Consider the following 20,336-nt stretch of genomic DNA (forward strand, 5'->3'; position numbering starts at 1 on the left):
ATGCCGGTGTCAGACCAGGCCGGCGTCGTGCACGAGCATGGCGACCTGGGTGCGGTTGTCCAGGTCGAGCTTCGTCATGATGTGGGTCAGGTGGGCCTTCACCGTCGCGACGCTCATCCCCAGCTCGGCGGCGATCTCCGCGTTGGTCCGGCCCTGGGCCACGCCGACGGCCACGTCACGCTCGCGCGGGCTCACGGCGGCCAGCTGGGCGCGGGCCCGCTCGTAGCCGGCGGCGTCGGCGGCGACCCGGGTCATCAGGCGGCGGGTCACGGCCGGGGACAGGATCGGGTCGCCCGCGGCCACCCGACGGATCGCCTCGACCAGCCGCTCCGGGGGCGTGTCCTTGAGCAGGAAACCGCTCGCCCCGGCGCGCAGCGCCCGCACCACGTGCTCGTCGGTGTCGAACGTGGTCAGCACGACCACCTCGGGCGGCTGCGGGCGGGCGCGGGCGCGGCGGGTGGCCGCGATGCCGTCGACCCGGGGCATGCGCAGGTCCATGAGCACCACGTCGGCCGCGTGGCGGTCGAGGGCGGCGGGGACCTCGTCGCCGTCGGCGACCGCGGCGGCCACCTCGATGCCCGGGGCGCCGTCGAGCATCATCGTGAGGGCGGACCGTACCAATGGATCGTCGTCCACGATCAGGACGCGCACTAGCTCCGGCACGGCAGCTCCGCCCGCAGCCGGAACTCGCCCGTCGCGGTCACCGCGTGCTCGAGGGTGCCGCCGGCGAGGCCGACCCGCTCGGTCAGGCCGACCAGCCCGACGCCCGAGCCGGACAGGTCCGGCACCCGCTCCGCGACCGGGTTGCGCACGTCGATGACCAGCCGCCCGTCGCCGGTGCCCAGCGAGACGGTGACCGGCTGGCCGGCGGCGTGCTTGCGCGCGTTGGTGAGCGCCTCCTGCACGACCCGATAGGCGGTGCGCCCGACCACCGGGGGCACGTCGGGCGCGCCGGCGGCGTCGCTGAAGTGGACCGTCTGCCCGGCCGCGACCGCCTCCCGCACCAGCCGGGGCACGTCGGGCAGGGAGTGCACGACGCCGACCTCCTCGTGGCGCAGCACGGCGATCACCTCGCGCAGCTCGTCGAGGGCCTGGTGGACGCCGTCGCGGACGACCCCGGCGGCCTCGGCGAGGCGCTCGGGCGGCGCGTCGGGGCGGTACTGCATCGCGCCCGCGTACATCGCCACCAGCGACAGCCGGTGCGCGAGCACGTCGTGCATCTCGCGCGCGATCAGGGTCCGCTCGGCCAGCCGCGCCTCGCTCACCCGCCGGCCCTGCTCGGCCTCGGCCCGCCAGGCCCGCTCGCGCAGCGACAGCAGCAGCTCGTGGCGGGCCTGCGCCCACACGCCCCAGCCGAGCAGCGCCGCGTAGGCGGCCGCCATCAGCAGCAGCCACCAGCCGTAGCCGAGGCCGGGGTACGACCGCCACCAGCCCTGCACCGCGTGCCCGGCGATGCCGACGGCCAGCACCGCGAGCGCGCCGCGCAGCGGGCGCCTGCGAGCCGCGTTGAAGGTCGCGAAGGTGGCCGCCGGGGTCGCCGCCGGCGAGAGCGCCGCCAGCACGCCGAGCGCGAGGCCCGCCCCGACCGGCCGGTAGAGCGCCGCGACCGCCCCGGCGATGCCGAGCGCGGCGGCCGCGACGTCGAGTGGACTGTGCGAGCCGAGGAGGCTCCCCGCGCTCAGCGCGCCGATCGCGACCCCCGTCAGGACGACCGCCCCCCGCGACGGCCCGCACATATCCACGGGTCGAGGGTAGGCGGTGACCGCGCGGGCCGGCCACCGACCAAAGTCGTATGCGGCCGCGCGGGCCGGACGATGTGGGCCGCCCCGGCCCGCGCCCACACTCGGCGGCATGACATCACCACTGCAGCGGGCCGGGGTCGTCGCGGCCGCCGTCGCCGCCGCCGAAGCCGTATTCCTGCTCGTGCACCACGCCGCGAGCGTGGACCTCACCGTCCCGGGCCAGGGGCCCGTCGGCGCCGTCGCGGTGGGCGTGACCGCCGCGCTCGCCGGACTCGCGGCCTGGGGGCTGCTGGCGATCCTGGAGCGCGCGACCCGCCGCGGAAGGACCATCTGGGTCATCACCGCCGCGGTGGTACTGCTCGTGTCGCTGCTCGGCCCGCTCGGCGCGGCCACGGCGGGCGCGGTCGCCGGCCTGCTCGCCCTGCACCTGACCGTCGGCGCCGTGCTGCTCGCCGGGCTGCCCCGATGAGCGGGCACACGATCGTCCGGAAGCACGGGCGCTGGACCTACGGCACCGCCACCCTGCGCGCCCGCGGCACGATGCGCCGCGCCCTGCTGCACACCGACGCAGGCGACTTCGAGCTGACGCCGGCCGACCGCCACTGCCTCGGGGTGGTGGCGCGGGCCGGCGGCCGGCCCGTCGTCGCCCTGCAGACGAGCGGCGCCCGCGTCCCGGGCCCCGGACCGCAGGCGCGGTGGAGCCTGGGCCGGCACTCGGCGACGCTGACCCGCGGCGCCGACCGCATCGAGGTGCGGTCCGGCTGGCGCGGCGCGCGGCTGCGGGTCGAGGTCACCGGCGACTGGGCCGAGCCGGAGCTGGTCGTGCTGACCGCCTGCTTCGCCGTGCTGAGCCGGCGCCGCCAGCGCCTGCTCACCGCGATGGTCATCGCCGCCGTCACCTCGCCCGGCGGGCGACCTCACTAAGAGTTGAGTCGTAATTGGTCGAGGCGGTGATTGTAGATCGCTGCGACCGCGCGGATCGCGTCGTCGATCGCGGTACCGGGTCGTCGGCATTGGCGCAGGATTTGCCAGTCTTTGAGTCTGGCGATGACGTGTTCGATGGTGGCACGGCGGCGGCGGTGCAACCGCCACGAATGGTCGCGGATGATCCGGCCGGTTGTGTCGCGGGCTGGGGTGGTCACGCCGGGCAGTGACCGGTATGCGCCGTCAGCGAGGACCTGGCGGGGCGGGTCCGCGAGGAGTTCCGTGTGATGGTGGCGGGCGACGATGATGTCGTTGCGGTTACCGGGCCACGCGGGTGAGATCGCGATGATGCGCCGGTCGCAGCGGCGCGCGACGATCTGAACATTGACGCTGCGCCGGTAGTTCTTGCTCACCGCAGTCCGGGCGTGGTCGTGGACCGGGACCAGGGTGCCGTCCAGCAGCCAGGTGCAGCGTCTGCCGTGAGCATCCTGGTGTGGGGTGAGCAGGGCGGCGAGCCGGCGGGTCAGGTCACGGATCACGCGCACGATCATGGATTGGCTTCTCCGGAACACGGCGGCGAGCGCGCGGGTGGTCAGGTTGGTGCGTAACGCGGCTGCGGTGATCAGGGCCCGGTCGGCGAGCGGGAGCCGCCAGGGCCGGCCGCGCGACTGGCCGGTGGCGAGCCGGACGGTGAGCCCGGCCAGGATCACGGGCGTGAGACCGGTCAGCGGGATGAGGTGCGTCAGTGCAGGCGAGATCGTCACCGCCTATTTCTGTCGGACCCTGCCGATATAGTGCCCGGGTAGTCGATCATGCAGGCGTGCCCGGGGAGGTGGAGACGGTGCGTGATACCGATCTCGCCCCCGTCCGCCGCACGCGGGGCAAGTCGAAGACGAAGAACTGGCGCCGGGACCAGGATGCGCCGGTTGCGGTGATCCGTCTCGAACTCGACGCCCTCGACGCGCAGGCTCACCGGCGGGTCGAGGGGATGTACGAGGCGGCGTTCCGGCTGCGTCGTGCGCTGCAAGCGCAGGCCCGGTCCCGGGTGGACGCGTACTGGGCCGCGCATCGTCTCCGCGCGGTTGACGCGAAGAAGGCGCGGGCCCGGTTCGGGCTGTCCCGCACGAGTCTGGAGACCGTCGCATACCAGCACGTGGAGCGGGCGGATTGGATGCGGCACCATCTCACGAAAGCGCTCGCGATGCATCTCGCGGACGAAGTGTGGGAAGCCTGCGACCGGCACCTGTTCGCGGACAAGACGGGGAAACGGTTCGGCCGGCCGCGGGCCGGCCGGTGGTTCGACTTCGCCCGCATCCCCGGCCGAGCCCGCTCGCACACCCAGGCGAAGAAGTGGGAGACGTTCCGACTCGTCGGCTCGCTCGACGCCCACGCGACCACCTACCCGCCGCGGCAGCCCGAGTCAGCACTCACGCAGCCCGCCGTCATGCCGGCCCCCACCAAGCCGCGGGCCGGCTGGTGGTCCTACGACGGTCCCCTCACCGTCGTCTTCACCGGGCTACCAGCTGGGGATCTCGTGCTGCCCGTCCGGCTCCCGCAAGGGGCTGGGCAGTGGTCGCGGCTGAAGCACTTCCTCGCCGACCCGGCCGTCTGGCACAAGATCGACCTGGTTCGGGTCCAGGACCGGCGCGCCCCGGATGGCTGGCGGTACTACGCGCACCTGATGGTCCTCGCTCCTGGCTGGACCAGCCCAGCGGTCGCCGCGGACCGCGCTGCCGCGCCACGGGATCGGATCGCGGGCGTGGACGGCAACGTGTCGAATCTCGCGGTCGTGTCCATGCCCCTCGACTCCGCCGAGGGCGCCCTTCTCGCCACCTACGTGACGGTCACGCCCGAACAGCGCGCTGCCGCGGAGCAGGCGGCGCTGACGGCACGCCGGCGGCAGCGGGCGCTGGACCGGTCCCGTCGCTCCAGCAACGCGGCGCAGTACGCGCCGAGCCGTCGCCAGGCCAACCGCGCGGAACGCCGCCAGCGGGCGGGTCTGACCGAGCGGACTGTCGGCACACCGGCTGGCGGGCGGGTCAGTGATGCGGCAGGCCGGCCGAAGCGCTCGTACCGCAAGGACCAGTACAGCGACACCTACCGCCGTGTCCGCGCTGACCACGCGCAGGACTCCCGCGCCGCCACGCAGGCCAAGCGGGCCCGGGCCCGTGACGTCGCCCGGCAGATCGTCACCACACACGGCCCGCACCTCGTGACCGAACACGTCGACATGCGCACTTGGGCCCGGCTGTGGGGCAAGGGCATCGCCTTGTTCTCCCCCGGCATGCTGGTTGCTGCGCTCGACCGGGAGGCTCGTGCCGCCGGCGGACGGCTGCTGCGCGCCGGCACCTACCGGACGGCGCTGTCGCAGCGGTGCCCGTGCGGGCACCGCGCGAAGAAGCCCCTCGCACAGCGCACCCACCGCTGCGAACGGTGCGGGCTCGTCGGCGATCGGGACCTGGTCGCGGCGGCGATGGCCGCGTGCGTCCGGCTCTCCGACCCGGACGACCCGAGCACCGCACGACTTGATGACCCACTCGTTGCCACGCTGCGGCAGCGAGTGACCACAGGGCAGCAAGAGGCCCTGGCCCGGTCAACCGCACCCGCTCCGGTTCCGGCCCACGCCGGGACAGGGGTAGGGACGGCAGCCACCCACGTGGTGGCCTCTGCCAGGCAAACGACCCTGTTGACCGTCTGCGCCACCCCCGATGAGACCCCCACTGCCGCCAGCAGTGATGGGACCACGCGGAAGCACACAGACGGCCAGCAGGAACGCCACCCCACGTCGGGGGCAGCGGGCCGAGTCGCAACCCCTCGCGACTCTGCTTTGGCGTCGTCTGAGCCGTAGCATTACGACTCAACTCTTAGACTCGGCGGGTGAAGCAGTGCGAGGTGTACCTCGACCACAACGCCACCACGCCCGTCGACCCGCGGGTTACCGAGGCGGTCCTGCCGTACCTCGGCGGGCTCTTCGGCAACCCGTCGAGCGGCCACGCCTGCGGCGAACGGCCCCGCGCGGCCCTGCGGCAGGCCCGCGAGCAGGTCGCCGCGCTCATCGCGGCGCGCCCGGGCGAGGTGGTGTTCACCGGGTCGGGCTCCGAGGCCAACCTGCTCGCCATCCGCGGCGCGGCCCTCGCCGGCCGGCGGCACGTCGTCACCCAGGCCACCGAGCACCCGGCGGTGCTGGAGACCTGCCGGGCCCTGCAGCGGCTGCACGGCGTCCGGGTGACCGTGCTGCCCGTGGGGCCCGGCGGGCGGCTCGACCCGTCGGCGCTCGCCGCCGTCGCGGGCCTCGACGCGGCGCTGGTGTCGGTGATGGCCGCCAACAACGAGACCGGCGTGCTGCAGCCGATCCGCGAGCTGGCGGACGTCGCCCGGCGTCACGGCGCCCTGTTCCACTGCGACGCCGCCCAGGCCGCCGGGAAGATCCCGCTCGACGTCGGGGAGCTCGGCGTGGACCTGCTGACCGTCGTCGGGCACAAGATGTACGCCCCGAAGGGGATCGCCGCGCTGTACGTGCGCGACGGGGTCCGGCTCGAGCCCGTCGTCTACGGCGGCGGCCAGGAGCGCGGGCTGCGGGCCGGCACCGAGAACGTCGCCCTCGCGGCCGGTCTCGGCGCCGCCGCCGTCCTCGCCGCCGAGGACCTCGCGGGCGGCGTCCCGGCGCGGATCGCCGCGCTGCGCGACGAGCTCCTCCGGCGGCTCGAGGCCGGGCTGCCGGGCCGGGTGCACCGCAACGGCTCCGCGGAGCACTGCCTGCCCAACACGCTGAACGTGAGCATCAACGGGGTCCTCGGCGCGGACGTGCTCGCGGCCGCGCCCGGGGTCGCCGCGTCCACCGGCTCGGCGTGCCACAGCGGCACCCACACGCCGTCGCCGGTCCTGACCGCGATGGGCCTGCCGGCCGCACGGGCGCTCGGGGCGCTGCGGCTGTCGCTGGGCCGATGGAGTACCCCGGACGACATCGCCTCGGCGGCGGACGCGCTCATCGCCGCCGCGGGCTGATGGAGCCGGCTCGGCGGCCGTAGTATCGCGGCTCGTGAAGTTCTACACGACGGTGTTCCTCGATCCCGTGGATCCGCAAGGCGTGGTCCCCGCGCTGACGGCGGCGCTCGCGCCGTTCGACATGAACGACTACCGCGGGGAGTTCGACCCCACGGCGACCTGGGACCGGTGGCGGCTGCCGTCGCACGAGGTGCTGCCGGTGCGACGCCGGTGGCGCGGCCCGCGCGCGGCGCGCGACGGGGGCGTCGTATTCGCCGCGCCGAAGGTGATCGTCGACTTCGATGCGATGCGGCGAGGGGCCCGCAGGCACGCGGCGGGGGCCTGGGACGCGTGGGCCGCCGTCGTGCGCGCCCATCCCGGGGCCCTGCCGCGCGCCCACTTCGAGGAGCTGCACGCCGACCGCTCGGCGGCGCAGCAGGCGTTCATGCTGCAGCCGGCGGTGCAGGAGGTGGCGCAGGCCGCGGTCACGCAGCGGCACCCGTACTTCGACTTCACCGTGCTGCTCGCGGATCCCGTGGCGTACTTCGGCGTGGACCGCGACGCCTTCATCGCCCGGGCCGAGGCCACGTCGGTGACGACCCACGCGTACGTGACACTGGACGGGCAGTGGCTGAGCGAGCTCACCGACGATCGGGGGCCGGAGGCCCATGCGCTCGCGATGACCGAGTACATCGGCTCCGTCCCGGACGACACGGTGATCGCCCGGGTGTACTGCCACGGCTGACATCGGCACGTGTGCCGGCGGCCGGGACACTGGTGGGATGTCGAGTCATTCCGCGCTGGCCGTGCTCGACCTCGTCGGCATCTTCGTGTTCGCCATCTCCGGCGCCCTGACCGCCATCCAGCACCGCTTCGACGCCGTCGGCATCGTCATCCTGGCCGAGGTGACCCCGCTCGGCGGCGGCGAGCGGCCGGTGAGTCCGCACAGGGCGCGTAGCGCGTCGGCGGTGGGTAGGCGGGCCGGCCCGGCCGCGTGAGTCGTCACAGGGTGCGTAGCGCGTCGGCTGGGGGCAGGCGGGCGGCCCGGGTGGCCGGGTACAGGCCGGCCAGGGCGCCGACCAGCAGGGCCGCGGCCAGGCCGGCGAGCAGGGCCTCGGCCGGGATCGCGAGCGGGTTGCCGGCCAGCCTCGCCGCGACCGCCGTGGCCAGGCAGCCCAGGCCGATCCCGGCGAACCCGCCGACGGCGGCCAGCACCGCTGACTCCAGCAGGAACTGCGCGGCCACGTCGCGGCGGCGGGCGCCCAGGGCCCGGCGCAGGCCGATCTCGGCCCGCCGCTCCAGTACCGAGATCACCATGATGTTGGCGATGCCGACGCCGGCGACGAGCAGGGCGATGGCGCCCAGGCCCAGGAACAGGCCGACGAAGGCGCCCTTGGCCTGCAGCCGGGCCAGGATGACGTCGGAGGGGCGCTGGACCATCACGTCGCGCGGGTTGCCGGGGGAGGCGGTCGGGCCGAGGACCGCGGCCACGGCGGTCACCTGGTCGGGGTCGACCCGCAGGTAGATGCGGGTCGGCACGCCGCCGAGGCCGAAGAGCCGGTTGGCGACGCCGAAGCTGACCAGCGCCGCGGTGTCGATCTCCGGGGCGACGGTGACCCGGTCGAGGACGCCGATCACGGTGAAGTACCGGCCCGCGATGAACACCTGCGTCCGCGCGTCGAGCCGGTCGATGCCGAGGCTCTGCGCGGCGGAGTAGCCGAGCACGGTCTCGGGGTACTGCTCGGCCGCCGGCCCGAGATACGTCCCGCGCAGGACGCGGGCCGACAGGGTGGCCGGCAGCGACGGCTGGGCGGCCAGCACGTTGATGCCGTTGGTGTTCTGCGGCGGGATGCGGTCGGAGCGCCGGACGGTGGCGTCGTCGACGTTGCCGACCGCCGTGGTGGCCAGGACCGGCGGGATCCGCGCGATCATCGCCTGGGCGGTGAGCGGCAGCGGGGTGGGGCGGCCGTCGAACGTCTGGCCGGTGGCGACGGTGAGCAGGTTGCCCTGCCGGCCGAGCTCGTCGAGCAGCTGCCGCTTGGAGGACTCGGCGACGCCGAGGACGGCGACCAGCGCGGCGATGGCGATGGCGATGCCCAGCGCCGACAGCGTGGCACGGACGCGGCGGGCGCGCAGGCCTACCGTACCGATGGCAATGGCGTCTGCCGGCCGCAGACGGCTACGCAGGCTCATGTGGCGGCTCCAGAGTCGTGCACGATGCGCCCGTCGCGCAGCCGGATCTGGCGCTGCATGGCCGCGGCGACCTCGGCGTTGTGGGTGACGAGGACGAGCGAGGTGTCCTCCAGCGTGGCGAGCAGCCGCAGGATCTGGTGGCCGTTGGCGGTGTCGAGGTTGCCGGTGGGCTCGTCGGCGAGCAGCACGGCGGGGCGGCCGGCGACAGCGCGGGCGATCGCCGCCCGCTGCCGCTCGCCGCCGGAGAGCTGGGCGGGCCGGTGCCGCAGGCGGTCCGCGAGCCCGACCCGCTCCAGGGCGCGGGCCGCGTGCTCGCGCCGGGCGGCGGCCGGCATCCCCCGATACATGAGGCCGGTCGCCACGTTGTCCAGGACCGTGAGGTGGTCGAGCAGGAAGAACTGCTGGAAGACGAAGCCGATGTGCCAGGCCCGCACGGCCGACAGCTGCGGGTCCGACATGCTGGAGGTGTCGGTGCCGGCGATGCGGACCGTGCCGGTGGTGGGCCGCTCCAGGGTGCCGAGGATGCTCAGCAGGGTGGACTTGCCGGCGCCGGACGCGCCGGTGATGGCCACGGTCTCTCCACGGTGGACGGTGAGGTCCACATCGGACAGCGCGGTGACCGCGGTCGGCGGTGGATAGGTCTTGGCGACGCCGTGCAGTTCCAGGGCGGCGGTCACGACGACGGTACCTCCACGTCGTCGCCCTCCGCGAGCCCGTCGCCGTGGACCTCGACCAGTGTGTCGGAGAACAGTCCCGCCGTGACCCCGAGCAGCGTGCGGGTGGCGCCGGAGCGCTTGTAGACGCCGTACCCGCCGCCGGCCAGGGCGACCAGCGCGGTGATCGGCACCGCGAGCACGCCGGTGACGGTCTCGTCGGTGACGCTGACCTGCACCGGTGCCCGGTCGAGGTTCCCTCCGACGTCGGGGTTGTCCAGCGTGACGATGCCGGGGACCAGCACCTGCGTGCCGCGCCCGTTGTCCTGCTGCGGCTGCTCGGCGACGGGGGACAGGTACGCCACCCGGCCCGGCACCCGGCGCCGGTCGGGCAGCGTGACCGTCACGGCGTCGCCCGGGTGGACCAGGTAGGTCTGCCCGGTCGGCACGCTGATCGTCACGACGGCCGTGGTCGAGGTCGCGGTGAGCAGCGGCTCGCCGCCGTGGACCTCGGCGCCGAGCTTCGCGGTGACGGCGTTGATCCGGATCGGGCCGGGCTGGAAGGTCACCGCGCCCAGCTCGACGCGGCCGGTGACGGCCTGGCCGGTGGCCCGTTGCCAGCGGCGGATGGCGGTCGCGGTGGCGCTCGTGAACGTGGTGTCCGCCGCGCTGGTGAGGTGGCCGAGGGCCTTCAGATTGTCCTCCAGCGCCCGCACGTCGAGGCCGGCCGTCATTCCGGCGGCGAAGGGGCGGAAGGCGGGCCGGTCGGCGTAGAACAGCCGGACCGGGCGGTTGTCGATCTCGTACACGGCCTCGTTGCGGTTTACCACCACCCCGGGCTGCGGCAGCGCGGTGAGCGTGCCGCCGGGGCCCTGCGGGATGACGTCGTAGGCGCCGCGGTACCCCAGCGCGCCCGACACCAACGTGCTGGTGGACAGGTCGGTGCGGGTCACCTTCGCGGTCGTGGTGGGCACCTCCGCGGTCGCGGGTGCGGCCCCGCCGGGGTACCGCCACACGAACCACCCCCCGGTGGCGGTGGCGGCGACCGCGGCGGCCGCCGTCGTGACGAACGCCCGGCGCCTCATGCCGCCAGGCTTCCCAGGCTGGAGACGCGCGCCTCTTCGTCGAGCACCTGCCGGCAGGCTTCCAGCGCGTGGTGCACGGTCGGATCCGTCTTGTCGCCGGGCAGGTCCTCGGGGTGCATGCCGAAGCCGTGGCCCGGGGTGAAGAGTTCGTTGGCGTTGGGGTCGCGGTAGTTGGGCAGGCCGTTGGATCGCATGCACTGCGCCGCCTTCACCCCGGCCTGGACCAGCTTCGGCGGGGCCGGGGCCTGGCCGTCCGGCACGAGCTCGGCCGCCCGGATCTGTGCGTCGCAGGCCTGCGCCGCCGCCAGGACGGTGGTCTGCTCGGCGTCCTGCAGGCTGCGCGAGTCGGTGTAGACGTGCCCGTCGCCGGTGAGGACCGGGTCCTTGTACGTCGGGATGCCGTGCTGGCGGATGCACTCCGCCGCGGCGTGCAGCGCGTTCTTGCGGGCGTCGCCGGTCGCCCCGGCGCACGTCGGCTGGTACCCCTGCTCCTCATCGGTGCCCTGGCGAGGGGCGTCCTTGCCGCCGATCATCAGGCTGAGCCCGTCGGCGGCGCTGATGCAGCCGCCCGTGGGCGGGTGGGCCGATTGGCTGGCCCCGCCGAGGCTCGGTACGCCCGGCGACCTACTCCCGGACGAGCACGCGGTCAGCGCCGCCACGGTGCACGCGGCGGCGGCGAGCAGTCGGATACGCATGGCCATCAGGTGTACGCCGGCGGCCGTGACACGGGCGCTACCGCGCGTGTAGGACGGATGTCATCTCCGGCGGCGCACAATGGTCGGCATGCGGGTGCTGGTGGTCGAGGATCACGCGACGCTCGCCGGGCGCATCGGTGAGGGGCTGCGTGACGCCGGCATGGCCGTCGACGTGGTGCACGACGGCGCGGCCGCCCTCGCCCTGGCCGCGCAGACCGGCTACGACGTCGTGGTGCTCGACCGCGACCTGCCGGTGGTGCACGGCGACCAGGTGTGCCGCTCGCTCGCCGCCACCGACGGCCCCCGCATCCTCATGCTCACCGCGGCCGCCGGCGTCGACGAGCGGGTCGACGGCCTCGAACTGGGCGCCGACGACTACCTGGGCAAGCCGTTCGCGTTCACCGAGCTGATCGCGCGGGTACGGGCACTGGCCCGCCGCGCCCCATCGGCCCCGCCGGTGGTGCGCCGCGGCGACCTGACCGTCGACCGGGCCCGGCACCGGGCCAGCCGGGCCGGCCGGCCGCTGTCGCTGACCCGCAAGGAGTTCGGCGTCCTGGAGATGCTCGCCGCCGCCGACGGCGCGGTGGTGAGCGCCGAGGAACTGCTCGAGCACGTCTGGGACGCCCACGCCGACCCGTTCAGCAACATCGTCTCGGTCACCCTGACCCGGCTGCGGCGCAAGCTCGGCGCGCCGCCGCTCATCGAGACCGTCGTGGGCAAGGGGTACCGCCTGTGAGACGCCCGCGGCTCACCGTCCGGGTCCGGCTGACGCTGCTGTACACGCTGCTGTTCGTGCTCTGCGGGGCCGCGCTGATCGTGATCACCTACGGGCTGCTCGCGGCTAACCTGCCGCGCGTGTCCGACCTGAAGGCGGCCAAGAACGTGGAGCTCGTCGCCCCGGCCAGGGACGGCGGCGACGGCGTGCCGCCGCCCGAGTTCCTCGAGGCGTGCAAGTCGGTCCTCAACGGCAGCCAGGACGTCGACCCGGCGGTGCGGACCAAGTGCCTGAAGGCGTACAACGAGGGGATCATCGTCGGCGCGCAGACCCAGCGCGACGCCACGCTCGCGTCCCTGCTGTGGCAGTCCGGGCTGAGCCTCGCGGTCGCCACGCTGCTGGCCGCCGTCGCCGGCTGGTTCGTCGCCGGCCGGGTCCTGCGCCCGGTGCAGCGGCTCACCGTCGCCGCCCGGGCCGCGTCCGAGCACAACCTGACGGCCCGGGTCGCGCTCGGCGGTCCCCGCGACGAGCTGCGCGAGCTCGCCGACACCTTCGACACCATGCTGGAGCGGCTGCAGCGCTCGTTCGAGGGACAGCGCCGGTTCATCGCCAACGCCAGCCACGAGCTGCGCACCCCGCTCACCGTCATGCGCACGAGCGTGGACGTCGTGCTGGCCAAGCCGCACGCGACCGAGGCCGAGCTCGTCGGCATGGCCCGCGACGTGCGGGCCGCCGTCGAGCGCGCCGAGGCCCTCATCGAGGCCCTGCTCACCCTCGCCCGCAACGACGGCGGGCTCGCCGCCGCCGAGCCGGCCGACCTCGCCACGGCGGCCGAGGACGTCCTGGACGGCACCGACCTGCGCGACCGCCGGGCCCACCTGTCCCTCGAACCGGCGCCGACCGCGGGCGACCCGATCCTGCTCGAGCGGCTCATCGCCAACCTGGTCGACAACGCGGTGCGGTACAACGATCCCGGCGGCGAGCTGTGGCTCACCACGTCCACTGTGGATGGCTGCGCCCGGCTCGAGGTCGTCAACCGCGGCCCGGCGGTGCCCCCGGAGGCGATCGGCGCGCTGTTCCAGCCGTTCCGGCGGCTGCACGAGCGCACCGGGGGCGACGGCTTCGGCCTGGGCCTGGCCATCGTCGCCTCGATCGCCCAGCTGCACGGCGGCACGGTCCACGCCGAGCCCCGCGACGGCGGCGGCCTGCGCGTGACCGTCAGCCTGCCGCGGAGCTGACTTTGGTCAGGCCAGGCCGAGCCAGACGAGGGCGGCGACGCCGGCCGCGACGCAGTAGACGGCGAACGGGGTCAGCGTCCGGGTCTCGAAGTACCGCGTGAGGAACCGCACGGAGCAGTAGGCCGCGACGCCGGAGGCCAGGCTGCCGGCCAGCACCTGGCCCCGGATGCCCTCGCCGAGCGGTCCGAACAGGTCCGGGACCTTCAGCACCCCCGCGGCGAGGATGACGGGCGTGGCGAGCAGGAATGAGAACCGGGCCCCGTCCTCGTGCGACAGGCCCTTGAGCAGGCCGGCGCCGAGGGTGACGCCGGAGCGGCTGATGCCGGGCAGCAGCGCGAGCACCTGCGCCGAGCCGACGAGCGTCGCCCCGCCGAGGCTGCCGGCGGCGATCTGCCGGTCCGACGCGGCCGCCTCCGGCCACGAGGTCTGCGCCGCGGCCAGCGCCCGCCGGCGGAGTCGTTCGGCGCCGTACAACAGCACGCCGTTGACGGTGAGGAAGATCGCCGCGGGCACGGGGCGGCCGAGCACGGTGCGGAACGTGTGCTCCAGCAGCAGGCCGGTGATCCCGACGGGGATCGTGGCCAGGATGATCATCCAGGCCAGGCGCTCGTCCGGGGTCTTGATCCGGCGGTACCGCACGGAGGTGCCGAACCCGGTGAGGATCCGCAGCCAGTCGCGCCAGAAGAACAGCAGCAGCGCCAGCGCGGTGGCCACGTGCAGGCCGACGACGAACGCGAGGTAGGGCGACTCCGGCGCGGACACGTCGAGGTCGCGGGCCCAGCGGCCGCCGATCAGCGCGGGCAGCAGCACGCTGTGGCCCAGGCTCGACACCGGGAACAGCTCCGTGACGCCCTGCAGGAGGCCGACGACGATCGCCTCGGGGTAGGTCAGGTGGTTCACGTCGGACAATACTGGCGAGCGGTTGCTGAGAAAATCATGAACGGGCGCGGGCCCGCGCGCGCAGCAGCTCGATCGCGATCGGCACCACCGACAGCGCGACGATGCCGACGAGGATGAGCTCGATGTTGGACCTCACGAACTCGATCTGCCCGAGGTAGTACCCGAGCAGCGTGACCCCGGTGCCCCACAGCGCGCCGCCGATGACGTTGTAGAGGGTGAAGACGCGGTAGTGCATGCGTGAGGCGCCGGCCACGATCGGGGTGAAGGTGCGCACGATCGGCACGAAGCGGGCCAGCACGATGGAGCGGGGACCGTAGCGTGCGAAGAACTCCTGGGCGCGGGTCAGGTTCTCCTGCTTGAACAGCCGCGAGTCCGGCCGCCGGAACAGGGCCGGGCCGACCCGCCGCCCGAACAGGTAGCCGACCTGGTCACCGGCGACCGCCGCGGCCACGATGAGCAGGATCACCAGCCAGAGCGGCAGATGCAGGTACCGCCCGCCGGCGACGAGCAGCCCGGTGGTGAACAGCAACGAGTCGCCGGGCAGGAAGAAGCCGATGAGCAGGCCGGATTCGGCGAAGACGATCGCCAGGATGCCGAGCATCCCGAACGTCGAGATGAGCCATTCGGGGTTCAGGAACTTCACGGGCCGCTCCTCGCTGCCGGGGTCGAGAGGTCGGTGAAGGTACTTCGCCGAACCTGAGAATCCAGCGAAGAGGTCCTACATATTGTAGGAGTATGCTGCTGGCGTTGGCTTCGGCGGTGGGAAGGGCCCGATGCGACTGCTGCTGGTCGAGGACGAGGTGGGGCTCGCGGAGACGATCCGCGACGGCCTGAGCGCCGAGGGGTTCACCACCGACGTCGTGTTCACCGGCGTGGACGGGCTGTGGGCGGCCACCGAGCAGCCGCACGGCGCCTACGACGCGGTGGTGCTCGACATCATGCTGCCCGGCCTGAGCGGCTACGAGGTCTGCCGCCGGATGCGCCAGCAGGAGGTGTGGACGCCGGTGCTGATGCTGACCGCCAAGGACGGCGACTACGACGAGGCCGACGCCCTCGACCTCGGCGCCGACGACTACCTGACCAAGCCGTTCTCGTTCGTGGTGCTCGTCGCCCGGCTGCGGGCCCTGATCCGCCGGGGCGCGCCGCAACGCCCCGCCGTGCTCGCCGCCGGTGACCTGCGCCTCGATCCGGCGCGGCGGCGGGTGAGCCGGGGCGACGATGAGATCACCGTCACGCCGCGCGAGTTCGCGCTGCTGGAGTTCCTGATGCGCCGCCCCGGCGACGTGGTGGCCAAGACGTCCGTCCTCGAGAACGTGTGGGACGCGAACTTCGACGGCGACCCGAACATCGTCGAGGTGTACGTCGGCTACCTGCGCAAGAAGATCGACAACCCGTACGGGCGCTCGGCGATCCGGACTGTCCGCGGCGTCGGCTACCGCCTGGACCCCGACGGTGGCTGACCGCCGCCTCGCTCCCGTCGTCCCCGCGGCGCTCTTCGCCGGGCTGACCGCCCTCGTCGCCGTGCGGTTCGCGCCGCTGCTGCGCCTCGACGCGGCGGTCAGCGACGCGGCCCGCCGGCTCGCGCTCGCCCACCCCGCCTGGCGGGCGGCCATGTCGGCCATCACCCACACGGGTGACACCGCGGTGCTGTTGACGCTCACCCTCGTGGCGCTGGCCGCCCTGCTGGCCCGGCGGCACTGGACCGGCGCCGCCTTCCTGGCCGGCACCGCGGCGGCCGCGACCGTCGCCCGTCTCGCGGTGCTGCACGCCGTGCACCGGCCGCGGCCCCCGGACCGGCTCACCGCCGCCGACGGCTTCTCCTACCCGTCCGGCCACACCACGTCGTCGGCCGTCGCGGCCGGCATCGTGATCGTGCTGGGCTGGGCGCTGCTGCCCGGTCGCCGGTCCCGCATCGCGCTGGCCGCCGTCGCCGGCGGGTGGGCCGCGCTCGTCGGCGTGAGCCGGGTGGCGCTGGTCGCGCACTGGCCCAGTGACGTCGTCGGCGGCTGGCTGCTCGCGGCCACTGTGCTGGGCACGGCCTGGCTGAGCTGTGGCCCGTTCAGCGTTTCTTCAGGTTGGGCCGCCCAGTATCCCCGGCAACCCGGCGACCGCCGGCCCGGCAGGGGAGGTGCGCGTGCAGCCACGATCATCGGTGGCCGTCGTCTCCGGCAGTTTCGGCGCCGGTCACGACGGCGCGGCGGCGGAGCTGGCCCGGCGGCTGCGGGCGCGGGGCCACGCGGTTGAGCGCCACGACCTCGTCGACCTGCTGCCCCGCCGCGCCGGCGCGATGCTGCGCGGACTGTACCGGCGGCAGCTCACCGTCGCACCGCGGACCTGGGGCTGGCTGCTCGCGGCCGCCGGCTCCGACCGCCTGAGCCACCGGGCCGCGGCGCTCACCGCGGCCGCCGACGAGGCCACCCTCGCCGCCGTCGGCGACGCCGGGCTGGTCGTCTCGACGTACCCCCTCGCGAGCCAGGTGCTGGGCCGGCTGCGGCGGCAGGGGCGGCTGGCGGCGCCCGCCGTCACGTACCTCACCGACCTGTCCGTGCACCCCGCCTGGGTCGCCGACGGGGTGGACGTCCACCTGGCCCTGCACGACGACGCGGCCCGGCAGGCCAAGGCGCTGGGGGCGCCCGACGTGCGGGTGGTCGCGCCCGCGGTCCGGCCCGAGTTCGCCGAACCGGCCCCGCCGCCGGCCGGCGACCCGCGGGCGCTCGTCGTCGCCGGCGCCTGGGGCGTCGGGCCGGTCGCGCGGGCCGCCCTGGACATCGCCGCGACCGGCCTGGCCGTGCCGGTGGTGGCCTGCGGCCGCAACGACGCGCTGCGGCGGCGGCTGGACCGCTCCGGCCGGGTCGTCGCGCTCGGCTGGGTCGACGACATGCCGGGCCTTGTGCGGTCCTGCCGGGTGGTGGTGCAGAACGCCGGCGGGCTGTCGTCGCTGGAGGCGCTCGCCGCGGGAGTGCCGGTGGTGACGTACCGCTGCCTGCCCGGCCACGGCGCCGCCAACGCCGAGGTGCTGGACCGTATCGGCTGGGTGCCCTGGCTGCGGTGCAGGGAGGACCTCGCCGACGGGCTGCGGGCGGCCATGTCCGGCCGGCCCGCGTTCACGCCGTCGCCGGTGCCGCCCGAGTCGGTCCTGGCCGACCTGGCGGTGACGGCATGAGGCGGGCCCTCACCACGCTCGCGGCCGCCGGCCTCGTGGCCGGTGCCGCCGCGCACGCGCTGCCCGCCGTCACCGCGTTCGCGCCCGGCCGCCGGGCGTTGCTGCCCGGCCTGGCCGGCACCGGGCCGGCCGAACGCGTGGCGCTGACCTTCGACGACGGGCCCGACCCGGCCTCGACGCCGCTGTTCCTGAGGATGCTGGCCGACTACGACGTCCGCGCGACGTTCTTCCTCCTCGGCACGATGCTCGAACAGGACCTCGGCCTCGGCCGGGAGATCGTCGCCGCCGGCCACGAGGTCGCCGTACACGGCTGGTACCACCGCTGCCTGCTGTGGCGCGGCCCGCGCGCGACCCACGACGACATCGCCCGCGCCCGCGACCTCGTCGGCGGCCTCGGCGGCGGCGCCCCGCGCTGGTACCGGCCGCCGTACGGCGTCCTGACCACCGGCGCGCTGCTCGCCTGCCGCCGGCTGGGGCTGGAGCCGAAGCTGTGGACCGCGTGGGGCCGCGACTGGCGGGCCGCCGCCACACCGGACTCGATCGTCGCCACGGTGACCAGCACCCTCGTCGGCGGCGGGACCGTGCTGCTGCACGACTCCGACTGCACGTCCGCGGCCGGGTCGTGGAAGCGCACCCTCGACGCGCTGCCCCGGCTCATCGACTGGTCCCGCGCCCGGAACCTGCGCCTCGGCCCGCTCGGCGACCACGAGCCGGTGCGTCCGTGACCTGGCTCGTCACCGGCGGGGCCGGGTACATCGGCGCGCACGTCGTCGCCGGCCTGCGCGCCGGCGGCGACCCGGTCGTCGTCCTCGACGACCTGTCCACCGGCGACCCCGTCCGGCTGCCCGCCGACGTGCCCCTGATCGTCGGTGACGCCGGCGACGCGGCGCTGGTCCGGGCCGTCCTGCACGGCCACGGCGTCACCGGGGTGGTGCACCTGGCCGGCAGCAAGTCCGCGCCGGAGTCGCTGGACCGGCCGATCCGGTACTACCAGCAGAACGTCGGCGTCGTCGCCGCCGTGCTCGAGGCCATGGTCGCCACCGGCGTCGCCCGGCTGGTGTTCTCCTCCTCCGCGGCCGTCTACGGCCGGCCCGACACGCCGACGGTCGGCGAGGACGCCCCGACCCGGCCGCTCAGCCCGTACGGCCAGACGAAGCTCGTCGCCGAACAGCTCGTGGCCGCGGCCGGTGCGGCGCACGGCATCTCGTGGATCGCCCTGCGGTACTTCAACGCCGTCGGCGCCGCCGAGCCCCACCTCGGCGACCGCGGCACCACGAACCTGCTGTCGCTGGCCTTCGAGGCGTTGCGCACCGGCGTGCCGCTCACGGTGACCGGCACCCGGCTGCCGACCGCCGACGGCACCGGCGTGCGCGACTACGTCGACGTCGCCGACCTCGCCGAAGCCCACCGCCGGGCGGGCCTGCACCTGGCCGCCCGCCCGCACGCGCACGTCTACAACGCCGGCACCGGTCGCGGGTACTCCGTGCTGGAGGTCCTGCGGGCCGTCGGCGAGGCCGCCGGCGCGCCGGTGCCGGTCCGGCCCGGGCCGCCGCGCCCCGGCGACGCGCCCGAGGTCGTCGCCGAGACCGGCCGCATCCGCCGCGACCTGGGCTGGCGGCCCCGCTACACCCTTGCCGAGAGCGTGGCCGCCGCGTGGCTGGCCGCCGGCAGATGTCCCGCGTGAAGCTGGGCGAGCGGCTCGGGGTGCGGATGCGCTCCGCGCTCGCCGCCGCGGCCGTCGTCGCGATCGCCGCGGTGCTCAGCGGCATCGCCCTCGTCATTGCGGCCCGCATCATTCTCGACCAGAACGTCGACCAGTCCACCACCGAGCGCGCCGCCCAGGTCGCCGGCGCGCTGGGCGACGGCGGGTCGGGGCTCGCCGCGGCCCTGCGCCCGTCGCCCCGCGACCGCACGATCGTCCAGGTCGTCGACGCCGACGGCCGGGTCGTCGCGGCGTCGGCCGCCGTCGGCGGCGTCGGGCCGATCTCGCCGCTGCGCCCCAGGACCGGGCAGACCCTGCGGGAACGGCGGCGGCTGGCGGTCGCCCACGACGAGACCTTCCACATCGTCGCCACCGGCGTGGCGGCCGCCGGCGGGCAGCGCACCGTCCTCGTCGCCCAGTCGCTGGACGAGGTCAACGACGGCACCGAGGCGACCATCGGCGCCGTCGCCGTCGGGCTGCCGCTGCTCACCGCCGTGGTCGGCGTGGCCACGTTCCTGTTCGTCGGGCGCAGCCTCCTGCCGGTGGAGGCCATGCGCCGCCAGGCCGACACCATCACCGCCCAGAACCTGCACACCCGCCTGCCCGTGCCGGCCGCGGCCGACGAGATCGCGGCGCTGGCCACGACGATGAACACGATGCTCGACCGGATCGAGGACGCCACCACCGCCCAGCGGCGCTTCGTCGCCGACGCCAGCCACGAGCTGCGCAGCCCGCTCGCGACGATGCACGCCGGCCTGGACATCCTCGAACACGCGGACCTGCCGCCCCTCGCGCAGTCCCAGGTGCACCGCATGCACCGCGAGAGCGCCCGCATGGCCACCCTGATCGCCGACCTGCTGCTGCTGGCCCGGGCCGACGAGTCCGGGCTGCGGCTGCGCCACGACGACGTCGACCTCGACGACCTCGTCTACGCCGAACGCGACCGGATCGCCGCACACCACCCGCACCTGCGCGTCGAGGCACACGTGACGCCCACGCGCGTGCAGGGCGACCCGCAGCACCTGCAACGCGCCCTGCGCAACCTGCTCGACAACGCCGCCCGGCACGCCGCCGGCGTGGTGCGGATCGACCTGTCCGGCGGCGACGGCCACGCCGACCTCACCGTCACCGACGACGGCCCCGGCATCCCGCCCGCCGACCGGGAGCGGGTCTTCGACCGCTTCGTCCGGCTCGACGACGCCCGCTCCCGCGACGGCGGCGGCGCCGGCCTCGGCCTCGCCATCGCCCGCGACATCGTCACCACGCACGGCGGGACGCTACGCGTCGTCGACGGCCCGTCAGGCGGGGCGGCGCTGCACCTGCGCCTCCCCGCCTGATCCCC

Annotated in this window: 23 protein-coding genes; 14 read left to right on the forward strand and 9 right to left on the reverse strand. The window is 74.9% G+C overall.

The window, feature by feature from the left end:
* Window positions 1-9: 9 nt before the first annotated feature.
* Window positions 10-663, reverse strand: coding sequence for a response regulator (locus tag ABD352_RS19935; RefSeq protein WP_344613924.1), 654 nt, complete (start codon window positions 661-663; stop codon window positions 10-12).
* Window positions 651-1,736, reverse strand: coding sequence for a sensor histidine kinase (locus ABD352_RS19940; RefSeq protein WP_344613966.1), 1,086 nt, complete (start codon window positions 1,734-1,736; stop codon window positions 651-653). The genes ABD352_RS19935 and ABD352_RS19940 overlap by 13 nt, the downstream gene beginning before the upstream one ends.
* Window positions 1,737-1,851: 115 nt before the next feature.
* On the opposite strand from ABD352_RS19940, the gene ABD352_RS19945 reads away from it, so the two are divergent.
* The gene (locus tag ABD352_RS19945; protein ID WP_344613925.1) at window positions 1,852-2,211 is read left to right on the forward strand and encodes a DUF6069 family protein; all 360 of its coding nucleotides are present in this window, start codon (window positions 1,852-1,854) and stop codon (window positions 2,209-2,211) included.
* Window positions 2,208-2,666 (forward strand): hypothetical protein, encoded by a 459-nt coding sequence (locus tag ABD352_RS19950; RefSeq protein ID WP_344613926.1) that lies wholly within the window; start codon window positions 2,208-2,210, stop codon window positions 2,664-2,666. The genes ABD352_RS19945 and ABD352_RS19950 overlap by 4 nt, the downstream gene beginning before the upstream one ends.
* Here the strand turns inward: ABD352_RS19950 and ABD352_RS19955 are convergent.
* Window positions 2,663-3,430, reverse strand: a complete 768-nt coding sequence (locus ABD352_RS19955; protein ID WP_344613927.1) for a transposase family protein — start codon at window positions 3,428-3,430, stop codon at window positions 2,663-2,665. The two genes, ABD352_RS19950 and ABD352_RS19955, sit on opposite strands and share 4 nt — an antisense overlap.
* 56 nt (window positions 3,431-3,486) lie before the next feature.
* Here ABD352_RS19955 and ABD352_RS19960 point away from each other — a divergent pair, with 56 nt between their 5' ends.
* Genes ABD352_RS19960 through ABD352_RS19975 form a run of 4 tightly spaced genes read left to right on the forward strand, consistent with a single transcriptional unit; the run spans window position 3,487 to window position 7,648 of the window.
* Window positions 3,487-5,514, forward strand: coding sequence for a zinc ribbon domain-containing protein (locus ABD352_RS19960; RefSeq protein ID WP_344613928.1), 2,028 nt, complete (start codon window positions 3,487-3,489; stop codon window positions 5,512-5,514).
* A gap of 29 nt (window positions 5,515-5,543) precedes the next feature.
* Window positions 5,544-6,671, forward strand: coding sequence for a cysteine desulfurase family protein (locus tag ABD352_RS19965; RefSeq protein ID WP_344613929.1), 1,128 nt, complete (start codon window positions 5,544-5,546; stop codon window positions 6,669-6,671).
* Between the two features lie 34 nt (window positions 6,672-6,705).
* The gene (locus ABD352_RS19970) at window positions 6,706-7,395 is read left to right on the forward strand and encodes a hypothetical protein (RefSeq protein ID WP_344613930.1); all 690 of its coding nucleotides are present in this window, start codon (window positions 6,706-6,708) and stop codon (window positions 7,393-7,395) included.
* A gap of 37 nt (window positions 7,396-7,432) precedes the next feature.
* Entirely contained in the window at window positions 7,433-7,648 is a 216-nt protein-coding gene (locus tag ABD352_RS19975) for a TRIC cation channel family protein (RefSeq protein ID WP_344613931.1), read from the forward strand.
* A gap of 4 nt (window positions 7,649-7,652) precedes the next feature.
* On the opposite strand, the gene ABD352_RS19980 is transcribed toward ABD352_RS19975, so the two are convergent.
* From ABD352_RS19980 to ABD352_RS19995, 4 genes are read right to left on the reverse strand one after another with little or no spacing between them, the layout of a single operon-like run.
* Entirely contained in the window at window positions 7,653-8,843 is a 1,191-nt protein-coding gene (locus ABD352_RS19980; protein ID WP_344613932.1) for an ABC transporter permease, read from the reverse strand.
* On the reverse strand, window positions 8,840-9,520 hold the full coding sequence (locus ABD352_RS19985; RefSeq protein ID WP_344613933.1) for an ABC transporter ATP-binding protein: 681 nt from the start codon (window positions 9,518-9,520) through the stop codon (window positions 8,840-8,842). The genes ABD352_RS19980 and ABD352_RS19985 overlap by 4 nt, the downstream gene beginning before the upstream one ends.
* Complete coding sequence (locus ABD352_RS19990) at window positions 9,517-10,581, reverse strand: peptidoglycan-binding protein (RefSeq protein WP_344613934.1); 1,065 nt, start codon at window positions 10,579-10,581, stop codon at window positions 9,517-9,519. Before ABD352_RS19990 ends, ABD352_RS19985 begins: the two co-directional genes overlap by 4 nt.
* The gene (locus ABD352_RS19995) at window positions 10,578-11,276 is read right to left on the reverse strand and encodes a hypothetical protein (RefSeq protein WP_344613935.1); all 699 of its coding nucleotides are present in this window, start codon (window positions 11,274-11,276) and stop codon (window positions 10,578-10,580) included. The genes ABD352_RS19990 and ABD352_RS19995 overlap by 4 nt, the downstream gene beginning before the upstream one ends.
* Before the next feature lie 88 nt (window positions 11,277-11,364).
* Between ABD352_RS19995 and ABD352_RS20000 the strand changes: the two genes are divergently transcribed.
* Both ABD352_RS20000 and ABD352_RS20005 read left to right on the forward strand, forming a co-directional pair.
* Window positions 11,365-12,012, forward strand: coding sequence for a response regulator transcription factor (locus tag ABD352_RS20000; RefSeq protein ID WP_344613936.1), 648 nt, complete (start codon window positions 11,365-11,367; stop codon window positions 12,010-12,012).
* Window positions 12,009-13,229: a sensor histidine kinase gene (locus ABD352_RS20005; protein ID WP_344613937.1), complete on the forward strand. Its 1,221-nt coding sequence runs from the start codon at window positions 12,009-12,011 to the stop codon at window positions 13,227-13,229. Before ABD352_RS20000 ends, ABD352_RS20005 begins: the two co-directional genes overlap by 4 nt.
* A 6-nt stretch (window positions 13,230-13,235) precedes the next feature.
* Here the strand turns inward: ABD352_RS20005 and ABD352_RS20010 are convergent, their stop codons facing one another.
* Both ABD352_RS20010 and ABD352_RS20015 read right to left on the reverse strand, forming a co-directional pair.
* Window positions 13,236-14,129, reverse strand: a complete 894-nt coding sequence (locus ABD352_RS20010) for an undecaprenyl-diphosphate phosphatase (RefSeq protein ID WP_344613938.1) — start codon at window positions 14,127-14,129, stop codon at window positions 13,236-13,238.
* Between the two features lie 34 nt (window positions 14,130-14,163).
* Complete coding sequence (locus tag ABD352_RS20015; RefSeq protein WP_344613967.1) at window positions 14,164-14,730, reverse strand: DedA family protein; 567 nt, start codon at window positions 14,728-14,730, stop codon at window positions 14,164-14,166.
* A gap of 172 nt (window positions 14,731-14,902) precedes the next feature.
* Here ABD352_RS20015 and ABD352_RS20020 point away from each other — a divergent pair, with 172 nt between their 5' ends.
* The 6 genes from ABD352_RS20020 to ABD352_RS20045 are packed head-to-tail and all read left to right on the forward strand — an operon-like array spanning window position 14,903 to window position 20,331.
* On the forward strand, window positions 14,903-15,589 hold the full coding sequence (locus ABD352_RS20020) for a response regulator transcription factor (RefSeq protein ID WP_344613939.1): 687 nt from the start codon (window positions 14,903-14,905) through the stop codon (window positions 15,587-15,589).
* Window positions 15,582-16,373, forward strand: a complete 792-nt coding sequence (locus tag ABD352_RS20025; RefSeq protein WP_344613940.1) for a phosphatase PAP2 family protein — start codon at window positions 15,582-15,584, stop codon at window positions 16,371-16,373. Before ABD352_RS20020 ends, ABD352_RS20025 begins: the two co-directional genes overlap by 8 nt.
* Complete coding sequence (locus ABD352_RS20030) at window positions 16,264-17,292, forward strand: MGDG synthase family glycosyltransferase (protein ID WP_344613941.1); 1,029 nt, start codon at window positions 16,264-16,266, stop codon at window positions 17,290-17,292. The genes ABD352_RS20025 and ABD352_RS20030 overlap by 110 nt, the downstream gene beginning before the upstream one ends.
* The gene (locus ABD352_RS20035; RefSeq protein ID WP_344613942.1) at window positions 17,289-18,017 is read left to right on the forward strand and encodes a polysaccharide deacetylase family protein; all 729 of its coding nucleotides are present in this window, start codon (window positions 17,289-17,291) and stop codon (window positions 18,015-18,017) included. The genes ABD352_RS20030 and ABD352_RS20035 overlap by 4 nt, the downstream gene beginning before the upstream one ends.
* Entirely contained in the window at window positions 18,014-18,976 is a 963-nt protein-coding gene (gene galE / locus ABD352_RS20040) for a UDP-glucose 4-epimerase GalE (protein WP_344613943.1), read from the forward strand. Before ABD352_RS20035 ends, galE begins: the two co-directional genes overlap by 4 nt.
* Window positions 18,964-20,331 carry a sensor histidine kinase gene (locus ABD352_RS20045; protein ID WP_344613944.1) on the forward strand — a complete coding sequence of 456 codons (1,368 nt, stop codon included), beginning with the start codon at window positions 18,964-18,966 and terminating at the stop codon, window positions 20,329-20,331. The genes galE and ABD352_RS20045 overlap by 13 nt, the downstream gene beginning before the upstream one ends.
* Window positions 20,332-20,336 lie beyond the last annotated feature (5 nt).

It is taken from the genome of Dactylosporangium salmoneum, from assembly GCF_039532525.1.
Lineage (GTDB): Bacteria > Actinomycetota > Actinomycetes > Mycobacteriales > Micromonosporaceae > Dactylosporangium > Dactylosporangium salmoneum.